The sequence below is a fragment of the Streptomyces sp. SCL15-4 genome, from assembly GCF_033366695.1.
Classification (GTDB): Bacteria; Actinomycetota; Actinomycetes; order Streptomycetales; family Streptomycetaceae; genus Streptomyces.
Genome location: NZ_JAOBTQ010000001.1, coordinates 6949317 through 6961776 on the forward strand (window position 1 = coordinate 6949317; position 12460 = coordinate 6961776).

The window sequence follows — 12460 nt, forward strand, 5'->3', positions numbered from 1 at the left end:
CCGCACGCGGTACCTGAACGACATCGTGAGGACGTTGACGTGACCGACATCGCCATGCTGCCCGAGTCCTGGCGCGGGGTTCTGGCCGACGAACTTCAGCAGCCCTACTTCAAGGAGCTGACCGAGTTCGTCGAGGAGGAGCGGGCGAAGGGCCCCGTCTACCCGCCGCGCGAGGAGGTCTTCGCCGCGCTGGACGCGACGCCGTACGACCGGGTGAAGGTCCTCGTCCTCGGCCAGGACCCGTACCACGGCGAGGGCCAGGGCCACGGCCTGTGCTTCTCGGTCCGTCCCGGAGTCAAGACCCCGCCCTCCCTGCGGAACATCTACAAGGAGATGCAGGAGGAGCTGGGCCTGCCCATCCCGGACAACGGCTATCTGATGCCGTGGGCCGAGCAGGGCGTGCTGCTGCTCAACGCGGTCCTGACCGTCCGGGCCGGCGAGGCCAACTCGCACAAGGGCAAGGGCTGGGAGAAGTTCACCGACGCCGTGATCCGCGCGGTGGCCTCCCGCCCGGACCCGGCGGTCTTCGTCCTGTGGGGCAACTACGCGCAGAAGAAGCTCCCGCTGATCGACGAGACCCGGCACGCGGTGGTGAAGGGCGCGCACCCCTCGCCGCTGTCCGCGAAGAAGTTCTTCGGCTCCCGTCCGTTCACGCAGATCAACGAGGCGATCGCCGCGCAGGGACACGAGCCGGTCGACTGGCGCATCCCGAACCTGGGCTGACGGCCGCACCGGGCTCCGGGCCGGCGGGCGGCTCGTCACCGGCCCCGGACACCGGCGCCGCCTGACCGGGAATCCGCGCGGCGCCGGTTAGCGTCGGCAGCGGACCATTGCCGACAGCCCGGAGGGCACCCGTGGCGGAGCGACAGGAACAGGTGGCGCCGGACACCGTGCTGACGCGGATCGGGCAGGTCGTGATGTTGCACCACGGCGGCGACCGCGAGGAGGCCCGCAGCCGCTTCCTCGGCCTGTGGGCGGAGATCGGCGAGGAGGGCGCACCGCTGCACCGCTGCACCCTCGCCCACTATCTGGCCGACACCCAGGACGACCCGGCGGACGAACTCGCCTGGGACCTGCGGGCGTTGTCGGCGGCCGAGGAACTGGCCGACGGCCGCCCGGGCGCCGACCCGGGCAGTGTGCGGGGGTTCCTGCCGTCCCTGCACCTGAATCTGGCCGCCGACTACGTCAAGCTGGGCCGCGCGGAGGCCGCCCGCAGCCATCTGCGCCGGGCCCGCAGCACCGCGTCCGCCCTCGCCGACGACCGCTACGGCGACGTGATCCGCTCCGCGATCAGCCGACTGGCGCTCCGCCTCGGCGAGGACGGCGAACCGGACGAGGCGAGCGACCCACCGCGCGGCTAGCGCCGCCTCCCGCCGGCCGGTCAGGAGCGCGCGGCGGGCTGTTCCTGGACGACGGCGCCCGTCCGGTGACGGTCGTCGCGGCCCGGTCGGCGCCACCGGACCGGCGCTCCTCCCGCGGGGCTTCCACGGCCTCGCCGACGGATGGCCCCCGTATGCTTCCGGCAAGGCAATCCGCAGGCCAGCGATAGGGGAGAGCACGTGAAGGTCGGCTGCATCGGACTCGGGGACATCGCGCAGAAGGCGTATCTGCCGGTGCTCGGCACGCAGCCGGGAATCGACCTGCACCTGCAGACCCGCACCCCCGCCACCCTGGACCGGGTCGGGGACGGCCTGCACCTGCCGCCCGCCCGGCGGCACACCACCCTGGACTCGCTGCTCGACGCCGGCCTGGACGCGGCCTTCGTGCACGCGCCCACCGCCGTCCACCCCGAGATCGTCACCCGGCTGCTGGAGGCCGGCGTGCCGACGTACGTGGACAAGCCGCTCGCCTACGAACTCGCCGACTCCGAACGGCTGGTGGACCTCGCCGAGCGGCGCGGCGTCTCGCTGTCCGTCGGCTTCAACCGCCGCTACGCTCCGGGATACGCCCAGTGCCTGGACCATCCCCGCGAGCTGATCCTCCTGCAGAAGAATCGGACCGGGCTGCCGGAGGAACCCCGCTCGATGATCCTGGACGACTTCATCCACGTCGTCGACACCCTGCGCTTCCTGGTGCCCGGCCCCGTCGACGAGGTGACGGTGCGCGCCCGTGCCGAGGCCGGGCTGCTCCACCACGTCGTGCTCCAGCTCGGCGGCGACGGCTTCACCGCGCTCGGCGTCATGAACCGGCGCAGCGGCTCCGCGGAGGAGATCCTGGAGGTGTCCGGGCAGGACACCAAGCGGCAGGTGGTCAACCTCGCCGAGGTGATCGACCACAAGGGTCAGCCCACCGTGCGCCGGCGCGGCGACTGGGTGCCGGTGGCCCGCCAGCGCGGCATCGAGCAGGCGGTCCTCGCCTTCCTCGACGCCGTACGCGCCGGACAGGTGCTCAGCGCCCGGGACGCACTGGCGACTCATGAGCTGTGCGAGCGGGTGGTACGAGCGGTGCGGGACCGGCACGCCGCAGCCTGACCGCCCGCACCCCCTCGCACACCCCCAGCGCGGCCAGCACCAGCAGCGCGCCGTACACCGGCCAGTCGCCGTAGCGGACGTACGGCGTGACGCCGTGCGCGAGCGGTACGTCGTACACCCGCGCGCCGCTCGCGGCGGTGCCGAGCCACGGGCCGACGCGCCGCCCGTCCGGGCCGTACACCGCCGAGACGCCGGTGAGGGTCGCGTGCACCATCGGGCGGCCGGTCTCGGCGGCGCGCAGCGCGGCCAGCGAGGCGTGCTGCTCCGGCGCCCAGCTGTGCTGGAAGGACGAGGTCGAGGACTGGCCGAGCAGGACGTCCGCGCCGTCCGCGGCGAGATGCCGGCCGAGGTCCGGGAACGCGGTCTCGAAGCAGATCAGCGGGCCGATCCGCAGTCCGTGCCCGACGTCCAGCACGGTCTGCCCGGTGCCGCGATGCCGGTCCTCGCCGGCGGCCCGGCCCACCGAGGTGGCCCAGCCGAGCAGCGAACGGGCCGGTATGTACTCGCCGAACGGAACCAGCCGCATCTTGTCGTACCGATCGCCGGTCGGCCCGTCCGGGCCGACCGGCACCGCGCTCTTGTAGATGCCGGGCCGGTCGGAACGCCGGGCGTCCACGTTCACCAGCACCTCCGCGCCGGCCGACCGGGACAGCGCCGCCAGCCGCCGGGCCAGGTCCGGCCGGTCCGCGAGGTCGAAACCGACGCTGGACTCGCCCCACACCACCAGGTCGGCACCCTCTCCGGCGAGCCGCCGGGTCAGCCGTTCCTCCCGGTCGAACCGCCGCTCGGCGCTGTCCGGCCCCGCGACCACCCCCGGCTGGACCACGGCGATCCGGGCCCGCCCGTCCACCTCCGGACGCGGCGCCCACGCCCACCCGGCCGACGCCACGGCGGCCGTCGCGGCCAGCGAGGCCACGGCCGGCCCCCGGGACGCGGGCACCGCCAGCAGCACGGCCGCCGCCACGTTGACGGCCACCACCAGGAAGCTGAGCAGCCACACCCCGCCCACCGAGGCCAGCCGCAGCGCCGGGCCCACCTGCCACTGGCTGGCGCCCAGCATGCCCCACGGCCCGCCGAGCCCCTGCCAGGACCGGACCAGCTCCACCGCGAGCCAGGCCGACGGCAGCACCAGCAGCGCGGCGGCACCCCGGCCCGCCGAGGGCAGCCCGCCCAGCAGCCGGCGCACCAGCCATCCCCACGGCGCCCACAGCGCGCCCAGCAGCGCGGCTATCAGGAAGATGAACACGTGCAGGCTCGGCAGCAGCCAGTGGTGGACGGCCAGCAGGAAGCCGAAGCCGCCGCACCAGCCGTCGTACGCGGCCCGCCGCCCGGTCGGCGCCGAGCGGACCAGCAGGATCCACGGCACCAGGGCGACGTACGCCCACCACCACAGGTCGGGAGCCGGGAACGCGAGCACGGGCAGCGCGCCGAGCAGGGCGGCGGCGGCCGAGCGGCGCCAGGGGGAGGTCAGCCAGCGGTCGATCGTCCTCATAGGGAGCCTCCCTACCCACCGATGGCCCCGATGTGCGCGATGGGTTCGCGCGGACGCCGGACGCCGGGCGGCCGTCCGGCTACGGGACGGCGGGCTCCGCGACCGGCGGGCGGCGCCACTTCTCGTGCACGACGACCTCGCGCAGGCGCCAGCCGTCCGGCGTGCGCAGCAGGCCGAAGTCGTACCGGCCGCCGCACAGCAGGTCCGGGGCGGCGGCGCCGGCGGCGCCGGCCAGGCGCATGGGGTTGAGGTAGTCGGCGCGCACCCGGGCGGTGTCGCCGGTGTCGTTCTCCAGGACGCCGAACCGCACCTGCCGGTTGACGATCAGGTGCTGCCGCATGGCGAACCGGGCCAGGTTCTCGCCGAGCCACGCGGCGATCCGTCCCGCGTCGCCCTCGATACCGCCCGCCGAACGGTAGTCGGCCCGTCCGTCCGCCGTGAACAGCCGGCGGTACGCCGCCCAGTCGCCGTCGTCCAGCGCCACCGCGTACGCGGTGACCAGGTCCTCCACGGCCAGCCGGTCCCTCACGGTCGCGAACTCCGCACGCTGCGTCATCGCCACAGTCTTGGCCACGCGGGACGCGGAGCCAAGGGGTCGGCGGGGTGAATATTCGGTGGTGCGAGGCCGCGGCGACGGCCGAACCTGTTCCCCGTGAACGCACACACCGTCGACAGCGAGCCCCTGTACCGCATCCGCGCCCGGCACACGGACACCACGGTCACCGTCTACCAGGCCTACCGCCCGGAGATCGGACGGGCCGCCGCCCGCGCCGGACGCTTCCCCACCGCCTGGAAGCGGGACCGGATGACCTGGGTCAAGCCGTCGTTCCTGTGGATGATGTACCGCTGCGGCTGGGGCACCAAGGAGAACCAGGAGACCGTCCTCGCGCTCGACATCACCCGCGAGGGCTTCGAGTGGGCCCTGCGCCACGCCTGCCTGTCCCACTACGTGCCCGCCCTGCACCCCGACCAGGCGGCATGGAAGCAGGAGCTGGCGCGCAGCCCGGCCCGGGTGCAGTGGGACCCGGAGCGGGACCTGCACCACAACCCGCTGCCCCACCGGTCCTTGCAGCTCGGCCTCGCCGGGCAGGCGGCGGCCCGCTATGCCGACGAGTGGATCGTCGGCATCCGGGACGTCACCCCGCTGGCCGGGCAGATCCACGCGCTGGTACGGGCCGGCGAAACGGAGCGGGCGGGCGCGCTGCTGCCCGAGGAGCCGCCGTATCCGGTGGCCGACGAGGTGCTCGCGCACCTGCGGGCGTAGGGCCGCCGGCCGGGCGTGTCGGGTCGCCGGTGCGACTCAGGCCGCCTCGACGACCCGGCGGCGGATCGCCGCGGCCCACTCGACCACCAACAGCTCGTACGCGGCGCGCTCCTGGGCCGACAGGGTGCCGCCCGCACGCAGCCACAGCGCTCTGATCTGCTCGTTCACCTCGGCGGCGGAGCGTGCGTCATCAGGGGACGGGGAATCGGGGGACATACGGCACAGCCTAGGCCCAAGCCCTGACCGTGCGCTACCACTCGGCTACGCAGACGGTACCGGGTCGGTCACCGGCACCGCGCGGTCACGTGTTCGCGGCCGCGTGGTGCCGGGCGCCGCCCGGGTGTTGCCCAGGTCGCGGGCGGGTCACCGGCACGGCGAAGATGTCCGAAACCGGGGCGTGGCGTCGAGCGGGCGAACTTCCGGAGCGAGCCAGCCATGCATCCGGCTTCCGGCCGCGGAGGCATCGCACCGGAGCAGTGGAGCGACGGCTCCCATGTCATCGCCCCGCTCGGCGGCCCGCAAGATCAGCGCTTCTTGGTCTTCTTCTTCTGCGGCGGGGTCCAGTCGCCTCGGTGCAACTGGCAGCGGGAGTAGCCGATCATTGCCGGGTTCCGGCACCGTTTGCCGGTCTTGGTTTCGGTCGACCCGCACTTCACCTGCTTACCCATTCGTCCTCCCTGTCCGGCCGAAGGTTTCCTGGCTCGAGCCATCGTCACCGCTCAGAGGGGCTCACCGCATCGCCTGCTGTCAGATCCGGCTGATTCACTCTTCTTCGTGCCTGAATCATGACATTTACGTCCTGATGTCGACCGGACCAGCGGCTGTCAGGGGTCCGTCGCCTGGACCGGATCAGGTGTCAGTTCCCCGGAGTTCCGAGCCGTGCAACGTCTGCGGCGAGGAGCAGGTCGGTGAGGCCGGGAGCCCGGAGCGCATTCTCCCGTCGGCTGCCCTACCCCGCCGACTCGGCTGCGTGGGGACTCAACACACCGGCGCTGACCAGCGCGATGATCACAATGCCGAGGGCCACGCGGTACCAGACGAACGGCATGAAGCTCTTGTTGGAGATCCACTTCATGAACCACGCGATGACGGCATATCCGGAGGCGAAGGCGATCACCGTCGCGAACAGGGTCGGGGGCCAGTCCACGTGTCCCTCGCCCAGCGAGTCCTTCACCTCGAAGGCGCCGGAGGCGAGTACGGCCGGGATGGCGAGCAGGAAGGAGTAGCGGGCGGCGGCCTCGCGCTTGTAGCCCATGAACAGGCCGCCGCTGATGGTCGCGCCGGAGCGGGAGACGCCGGGGATGAGCGCGCAGGCCTGGCAGAGGCCGAAGATCAGGCCGTCCTTGACGCCCAGGTTCTCCAGCGTCTTGCGCTGCTTGGGCGCCCGGTGCCGGCGGCCGGTCTCGTCGCGGGCCGCCATCCGGTCGGCGATGCCGATGACCACGCCGACCACGAGGAGCATGGTCGCGGTGATCCGCAGATCGCGGAAGGGACCCTCGATCTGGTCCTTCAGCGTCACGCCCAGCAGGCCGATGGGGATGGAGCCGACGATCACCAGCCAGCCCATCATCGCGTCCTGGTTCCGCCGCATCGTCTTGTCGAACAGCGAGCGGAACCAGGAGGTGATGATCCGGCCGATGTCCTTGCGGAAGTAGATGAGCACCGCGGTCTCGGTGCCGATCTGGGTGATCGCGGTGAAGGCGGCGCCGGGGTCCTTCCAGCCGGAGAACGCGGCGGTGAGCCGGAGATGGGCGCTGGAGGAGACGGGCAGGAACTCGGTCAGCCCTTGGACGAGTCCGAGGACGAGGGATTCAAACCAAGACATGAAGGTATGGCGTCCAAGTGCTGAAAGGAGAAGAGGTGATCATGTGACGAAGGAAGGGTAGCGGGCCCCGCCGACAGCACGGCAACAGGGGCCGCGCACTTCGGCCTTCGCCGGCGACGCGGACTCCGCGGCCCTTCCGTGGTCGCGACTGGTGTAATGGGACGCGCCCGAGGGTTCGGACGACGCGGCCGGGAGGTCTTGGTGAAGACTGATCACTGTCTTCTCATCGACGGGGACGACACGTTATGGGAGAACAACATCTACTTCGAGCGGGCGATCGAGGAATTCCTCGACCTGCTCGGGCATGACTCGCTCTCGCGGGCCGAGCTGCGGCAGGTCCTCGACGACGTCGAGCGGGAGAACTGCCAGGTCTACGGCTACGGCGCGAAGAGCTTCGTACGCAGCCTGCACGACTGCTACGAGCGGGTGCACGAGATGCGGGCGGCGGAGGACCACGGCAGGGCCATCGCCGAGCTGGGCGAGCGCATCCTGCGCCAGGAGCCGGTGCTGATCGCGGGCGTGGAGGAGACGCTGACCGTCCTGCGCACCCGGCACCGCCTGGTCCTGCTGACCAAGGGCGACCACGAGGAGCAGGCGGCGAAGGTGGAACGCTCCCGGCTGGGACCGCTGTTCGAGCAGATCGTCATCGTGCCGGAGAAGACCGTCGAGACGTACGCCACCGTGGTGGAGGACCTGAAGGCCGACACCGCGCGGACGTGGATGATCGGCAACTCCCCGAAGTCCGACATCGTGCCGGCGCTCGCCGCCGGGCTGGGCGCGGTGTACGTCCCGCACCCCGACACCTGGGTGCTGGAGCACCACTCGTTCCCCGAGACCGCCGAACGGCTGCTCTCCGTGGAGCGCTTCACCGACCTGGCCGAGCACTTCTGACGGCCCTCGGCCCCGCCGGTCCCGACGGTCTCACGCGGCCGTCGGCCCGGAGAGCGTCCAGCCCGGGGCCTGCGGGTGCGCCGTCAGGTCCTCGTGGCGTACGGCGTCCCCGCAGGCCTGACACGTCACCACCGGCACCAGTTCGTTGCCGCACGCGTGCTCGACCACCATGGGCAGGCCGGTGCCCTTGCGCAGATGGCGGTCGCCCCATTCCTTGAGGGTCATCAGCACCGGCTCCAGCTCCAGCCCGGCCTGTGTGGGCCGGTACTCGAAGCGCTGCGGGCGCTCGCTGTACAGGTGCTTGGTGAGGATGCCGGCCTCCACGAGCCGGCGCAGCCGGGCGGCCAGGATGTCGCGCGGGGCGCCGATGTTGCGCACGAGCCGGTCGAAGCGGCCGTTGCCCAGGCACACCTCCCGCAGGACGAGCAGGGAGTACTTCTCGCCGACCAGCGCCAGGGCGTCGGCGATCGAGCAGGGACGCGGTTCCTTCGTAGCGGCCATGACGCCAGTCTAGAGGAGGGTTTGTTTTTCCAACCCTGCGAGCTATGGTGAGTCCAGTTTTCCAACTCACCGGTAACCGCGCATCGCCCACAGGGCGGCCAGGGCGGCCAAGGAGGCCCGCACCATGCCAGACGCAGTCATCGTCGAAGCCGTACGCACCCCCGTCGGCAAGGGCAAGCCCAACGGCTCCCTCGCCCACGTCCATCCCGTGCAACTCCTCGCGCACACCCTGCGCAGCCTGGTCGAGCGCTCCGGTGTCGACCCGGCGCTGATCGACGACGTCATCGGCGGCACCGTCGACCAGGTCGGCGAGCAGGCCATGAACACCACCCGGTACGCCCTCCTCGCCGCCGGCTTCCCGGAGTCGGTGCCCGCGACCACCGTGGACCGCCAGTGCGGCTCCTCCCAGCAGGCCGTGCACTTCGCCGCGCAGGGCGTCATCTCGGGCGCGTACGACCTCGTCGTCGCCTGCGGCGTGGAGTCGATGAGCCGGGTGCCGATGTGGTCCAACGTGCCGGCCGGCGCGGACCCGTTCGGTCCCGGTGTCGCCGAGCGCTATCCGGAGGGCCTGGTTCCGCAGGGGATCAGCGCGGAACTCATCGCCGCCAAGTGGTCGCTCACACGCGCGCGGATGGACGAGTTCGCCGTCTCCTCGCACCACAAGGCCGCCGCCGCGTGGCAGGCCGGGCTGTTCGACGCCGAGATCGCGCCGCTGGACGGCGTCGCCCGCGACGAGTGCGTACGGCCCGGCAGCACCCCGGAGATCCTCGCCGGACTCAAGCCCGCCTACTACGACCCCGGCTTCGCCGAACGCTTCCCGCAGATCGAGTGGAACGTCACCGCGGGCAACGCCAGCCCCGTCAACGACGGCGCCTCCGCCGTGCTGATCACCTCCGGTGACACCGCCGCCCGGCTCGGCCTGCGCCCGCTCGCCCGGCTGCACAGCTTCGCCGTGACCGGCTCCGACCCGCTGCTGATGCTCACCGGGATCATCCCGGCCACCGACAAGGTGCTGCGCCGGGCGGGGCTGGAACTGGCCGACATCGACCTCTTCGAGGTCAACGAGGCCTTCGCCAGTGTGGTGCTCGCCTGGCAGCAGGAGACCGGCGCCGACCTCGCCAAGGTCAACGTGCACGGCGGCGCCATCGCCCTCGGCCACCCGCTCGGCGCGAGCGGCACCCGGCTGACCACGACCCTGGTCCACGCCATGCGCGAACGCGGCGCCCGCTACGCCCTCCAGACCATGTGCGAGGCGGGCGGCCTGGCCAACGCGATGATCCTGGAAGGGCTCTGAGACCGGTCACCGCGTCGGGACACGGGCGGACCGTACGGGCACGAGCGGCCCGCGGCCCGACACCCCGCCTCGCACGGCTCACCACCGCGAGCCGACCGGCCCCGCCGCTCACCGGGCCCGCCCCGGCCCGCCGGTTCCGCGCCGCGCGGCTCGCCTGCCGGGCCGCGCCTGCCTCGCCTGCCACCGGCATCGTTCCGGCGCGCGTGGTCGGGCGCCGCGTCTCGCGTGGCGCGCCGTCGTACGCCGGGCAGCGGCCCGTTCACCGGGCCATGCTCCCCAGCGCCCAGCCCCTCATCCGGGCCGTCCGGGCGTGACCGGTGCGGCGGCGCGGCTCGCCGCCGCACCGGTCACGCCCGCTCTGCTTCGGGGTTCACCGGGCCATCGCCCGTCCGGCCGCGGCGATCAAGGCGTCCGTCGCCGTGATGGCGGCCTCCCGGCGGGCGGTCAGCTCGGCGTGGTCGGGGGCGTCGCGGAGGGCGAACGCGGCCAGGGCCGCCCGGCGGGCCGGTTCGGCGAGGGCCGGTTCGAGGACGGAGACCGAGACCAGGGGAGAGGTCACGGCGGAACGGGTGGCGCGGGTCTGTGCCCGGGCCGCCTCGACGGCCTCCGTGCTCGCACCGCTCAGCACCAGGTTCTCCCGGTGCCACAGGGCCCGCCGGTGGTCGCCCAGCGCCGCCACCAGCTCGCCCAGCGCCCCGCGCAGCGCCTCCGCCCTGCGCTCGTCGCGGGCGGCCCGCTCGCGACGCAGTTGGAGCAGCGCGGTCAGCGCGCCGCCGAGCAGCGTGCCGGCCACGGCGATGAGGCTGGACCACATCGGACATCTCTCCTGCGACGGCTGCGCGGGCGGACGCGACGGCTCACCCGGCGCCCAGCCGGTGGCGCTTGCGCCACGCGACCACCGTGCCCGCCAGGGCCGGTACGGCCACGCAGGCCATCGCGATCAGGAAGGCGGGTGAGGTCGGCGCCGACGCGCGGGCGCCGGCGACCGCGTAGGCGGCCGTGTTCGGGATCGAGCCGAGGGCCGTGGCCAGCAGGAAGGGCAGCCAGCCCATGCGGGAGACGGCCGCGCAGTAGTTCGCCGCCCAGAACGGCACGCCGGGGAACATCCGCAGGGCCAGCATGGACCGGAACCCGTGCCGGCTGAGCTGTCCGTCGGCCGCCTTCAGCCAGCGGCCCCGCAGCAGCGGGCGCAGCGCGTCCTGCCCGAGCGCCCGGCCCAGCCCGAACGACACCCCGGCGCCGAGCACCGTGCCCGCGAGCGCCGTCGCCAGCCCCACCTGGGAGCCGAACATCGCGCCCGCGGCCAGGTTCAGCAGGGGACGCGGCACGAACACCACGGTGCACAGCCCGTAGGCCGCCGCGAACACGAGCGCCGCCGCGGCCCCGCCGAGCTGCGGCGGCCAGCCGTGCGTCAGCAGCCGCTGCGGTTCGCACAGCAGCACTCCCGCCGCCCCGCCCGCCAGCAGCGCGAGCAGCAGGGACAGCCGGGCGTAGGGGGACAGCAGGAGCCGCGTGCAGCGGACGAGGAACCCGGGGCGCGGCAGCGCGGGGCCGGCCGGGGCGCCGGGGGAGGCCGGGGCGAGGGCCGGCTGCGGGACGGCGGCCGGGAGAGAGGACGCGGCGGCCGGAGAAGAAGGCGTGGCGGCCGGGGGAGAGGCCGTGGCGGTGCCAGAGCGGTTGGCAGCGAGCATCCGCAGACACTAACCGACGCGCATGTGTGATCGCCGTATGGTCCGAACTCGCCCGTGCCCACGGGGCGTACGGCCACGATGGCCGGCGCCGCCCGGCACGTGCGGCGATGGACGGCCGAAGCGGTCCGGCGCCGCCCGGCGCGCGGTGACCCGGCGCCGCGGGACCCACAATGGTCGGGTGAACGAATCGATACCCGTCTCCCGCGCCACCGACCACGGCACCGCCCGGCTGATGCCCGACGTCGACCGGGAGCGGGCCTGGCTGCTCACGGTCGACGGGGCCCCGCAGTCGTACGTGGACCTGGACGACCCGGCGTACCTGGAGTTCGAGTACGCGCGGCGGCTGGGACATGTGCTGGACACCGTCGCCGAGGCGGGGCGGGCGCTGGACGCGGTGCACCTCGGCGGGGGCGCGCTGACCCTGCCGAGGTATGTCGCCGCCACCCGCCCCGGCTCCCGGCAGGACGTCGTCGAGGCGGACCGGGGGCTGCTGGAGCTGGTCACCGAGCAGCTGCCGCTGCCGGCCGGCGCCGGCATCGCGCTGCACGCGGCCGACGCCCGCGACTGGCTGGAGGCCGCGCCGGACGACCGTGCCGACGTGCTGATCGCCGACGTGTTCGGCGGGTCCCGGGTGCCCGCCCACCTCACCACGCTGGACTACGTCCGCACGGCCGAGCGGGTCCTGCGGCCGGACGGGGTCTACCTGGCCAACCTCGCCGACGCCGCGCCGTTCGGGTTCCTGCGTTCCCAACTGGCCACGCTGGCCGCGGTCTTCCAGGAGATCGCGCTGATCGCCGAGCCCGCGGTGCTGCGCGGGCGGCGGTTCGGCAACACGGTGGTCGTGGCCTCCCACCGGCCCCTCGACACCGCCGCGCTGGCCCGGCGCACCGCGGCGGACGCCTTTCCGGCGCGCGTCGAACACGGAGCGGCGGTGCGGAAGTTCACCGGGTCGGCGCGACCGGTCGAGGAGGCCGACGCCGTACCGTCACCCGAGCCTCCCGACGGAGCGTTCGGCATCGGCTGAGTCGGGC

At 73.4% G+C, this 12460-nt stretch carries 15 protein-coding genes; 7 read left to right on the forward strand and 8 right to left on the reverse strand.

Annotation, left to right across the window (positions count from 1 at the left end):
* Window positions 1-39: 39 nt before the first annotated feature.
* The 3 genes from SCK26_RS31225 to SCK26_RS31235 all read left to right on the forward strand — a co-directional run bounded on the left by SCK26_RS31225 (window position 40) and on the right by SCK26_RS31235 (window position 2471).
* Entirely contained in the window at window positions 40-723 is a 684-nt protein-coding gene (locus SCK26_RS31225) for a uracil-DNA glycosylase (protein WP_318204675.1), read from the forward strand.
* Between the two features lie 131 nt (window positions 724-854).
* Window positions 855-1361: a hypothetical protein gene (locus SCK26_RS31230; protein WP_318204676.1), complete on the forward strand. Its 507-nt coding sequence runs from the start codon at window positions 855-857 to the stop codon at window positions 1359-1361.
* Between the two features lie 198 nt (window positions 1362-1559).
* A complete protein-coding gene (locus SCK26_RS31235; protein ID WP_318204677.1) occupies window positions 1560-2471 on the forward strand; it encodes a Gfo/Idh/MocA family protein in 912 nt (303 codons plus the stop codon).
* Here the strand turns inward: SCK26_RS31235 and lnt are convergent.
* On the reverse strand, window positions 2389-3963 hold the full coding sequence (lnt, locus tag SCK26_RS31240; RefSeq protein ID WP_318204678.1) for an apolipoprotein N-acyltransferase: 1575 nt from the start codon (window positions 3961-3963) through the stop codon (window positions 2389-2391). The genes SCK26_RS31235 and lnt overlap by 83 nt on opposite strands.
* A gap of 79 nt (window positions 3964-4042) precedes the next feature.
* Complete coding sequence (locus SCK26_RS31245; protein ID WP_318204679.1) at window positions 4043-4519, reverse strand: nuclear transport factor 2 family protein; 477 nt, start codon at window positions 4517-4519, stop codon at window positions 4043-4045.
* Between the two features lie 96 nt (window positions 4520-4615).
* Here SCK26_RS31245 and SCK26_RS31250 point away from each other — a divergent pair, with 96 nt between their 5' ends.
* Entirely contained in the window at window positions 4616-5227 is a 612-nt protein-coding gene (locus SCK26_RS31250; RefSeq protein WP_318204680.1) for a DUF4291 domain-containing protein, read from the forward strand.
* Between the two features lie 36 nt (window positions 5228-5263).
* Here the strand turns inward: SCK26_RS31250 and SCK26_RS31255 are convergent, their stop codons facing one another.
* From SCK26_RS31255 to SCK26_RS31265, 3 genes are all read right to left on the reverse strand, one after another.
* Window positions 5264-5443, reverse strand: a complete 180-nt coding sequence (locus tag SCK26_RS31255; RefSeq protein WP_318204681.1) for a hypothetical protein — start codon at window positions 5441-5443, stop codon at window positions 5264-5266.
* A gap of 308 nt (window positions 5444-5751) precedes the next feature.
* Complete coding sequence (locus SCK26_RS31260) at window positions 5752-5895, reverse strand: hypothetical protein (protein ID WP_318204682.1); 144 nt, start codon at window positions 5893-5895, stop codon at window positions 5752-5754.
* Window positions 5896-6176: 281 nt separating this feature from the next.
* A complete protein-coding gene (locus SCK26_RS31265) occupies window positions 6177-7052 on the reverse strand; it encodes an undecaprenyl-diphosphate phosphatase (RefSeq protein ID WP_318204683.1) in 876 nt (291 codons plus the stop codon).
* A gap of 201 nt (window positions 7053-7253) precedes the next feature.
* On the opposite strand from SCK26_RS31265, the gene SCK26_RS31270 reads away from it, so the two are divergent.
* On the forward strand, window positions 7254-7943 hold the full coding sequence (locus tag SCK26_RS31270) for an HAD family hydrolase (RefSeq protein WP_318204684.1): 690 nt from the start codon (window positions 7254-7256) through the stop codon (window positions 7941-7943).
* A 30-nt stretch (window positions 7944-7973) separates the two neighbouring features.
* On the opposite strand, the gene SCK26_RS31275 is transcribed toward SCK26_RS31270, so the two are convergent.
* On the reverse strand, window positions 7974-8444 hold the full coding sequence (locus SCK26_RS31275; protein ID WP_318204685.1) for a winged helix-turn-helix transcriptional regulator: 471 nt from the start codon (window positions 8442-8444) through the stop codon (window positions 7974-7976).
* A gap of 124 nt (window positions 8445-8568) precedes the next feature.
* Here SCK26_RS31275 and SCK26_RS31280 point away from each other — a divergent pair, with 124 nt between their 5' ends.
* Window positions 8569-9738 carry a thiolase family protein gene (locus SCK26_RS31280; protein ID WP_318204686.1) on the forward strand — a complete coding sequence of 390 codons (1170 nt, stop codon included), beginning with the start codon at window positions 8569-8571 and terminating at the stop codon, window positions 9736-9738.
* Between the two features lie 370 nt (window positions 9739-10108).
* Here the strand turns inward: SCK26_RS31280 and SCK26_RS31285 are convergent, their stop codons facing one another.
* Window positions 10109-10552 (reverse strand): protein kilB, encoded by a 444-nt coding sequence (locus SCK26_RS31285; RefSeq protein ID WP_318204687.1) that lies wholly within the window; start codon window positions 10550-10552, stop codon window positions 10109-10111.
* A gap of 43 nt (window positions 10553-10595) precedes the next feature.
* Window positions 10596-11429, reverse strand: a complete 834-nt coding sequence (locus tag SCK26_RS31290) for a TVP38/TMEM64 family protein (protein WP_318204688.1) — start codon at window positions 11427-11429, stop codon at window positions 10596-10598.
* 178 nt (window positions 11430-11607) lie between these two features.
* Between SCK26_RS31290 and SCK26_RS31295 the strand changes: the two genes are divergently transcribed.
* On the forward strand, window positions 11608-12453 hold the full coding sequence (locus SCK26_RS31295; RefSeq protein WP_318204689.1) for a fused MFS/spermidine synthase: 846 nt from the start codon (window positions 11608-11610) through the stop codon (window positions 12451-12453).
* The last annotated feature ends 7 nt before the right edge of the window (window positions 12454-12460 follow it).

What these genes read in the sequence shown, in the direction of transcription:
- lnt (WP_318204678.1), bottom strand. Translation starts at nt 3,963, where the DNA reads ATGAGGACGATCGACCGCTGGCTGACCTCCCCCTGGCGCCGCTCGGCC.
- SCK26_RS31245 (WP_318204679.1), bottom strand. Translation starts at nt 4,519, where the DNA reads ATGACGCAGCGTGCGGAGTTCGCGACCGTGAGGGACCGGCTGGCCGTG.
- SCK26_RS31255 (WP_318204681.1), bottom strand. Translation starts at nt 5,443, where the DNA reads ATGTCCCCCGATTCCCCGTCCCCTGATGACGCACGCTCCGCCGCCGAG.
- SCK26_RS31260 (WP_318204682.1), bottom strand. Translation starts at nt 5,895, where the DNA reads ATGGGTAAGCAGGTGAAGTGCGGGTCGACCGAAACCAAGACCGGCAAA.
- SCK26_RS31265 (WP_318204683.1), bottom strand. Translation starts at nt 7,052, where the DNA reads ATGTCTTGGTTTGAATCCCTCGTCCTCGGACTCGTCCAAGGGCTGACC.
- SCK26_RS31275 (WP_318204685.1), bottom strand. Translation starts at nt 8,444, where the DNA reads ATGGCCGCTACGAAGGAACCGCGTCCCTGCTCGATCGCCGACGCCCTG.
- SCK26_RS31280 (WP_318204686.1), top strand. Translation starts at nt 8,569, where the DNA reads ATGCCAGACGCAGTCATCGTCGAAGCCGTACGCACCCCCGTCGGCAAG.
- SCK26_RS31285 (WP_318204687.1), bottom strand. Translation starts at nt 10,552, where the DNA reads ATGTGGTCCAGCCTCATCGCCGTGGCCGGCACGCTGCTCGGCGGCGCG.
- SCK26_RS31290 (WP_318204688.1), bottom strand. Translation starts at nt 11,429, where the DNA reads ATGCTCGCTGCCAACCGCTCTGGCACCGCCACGGCCTCTCCCCCGGCC.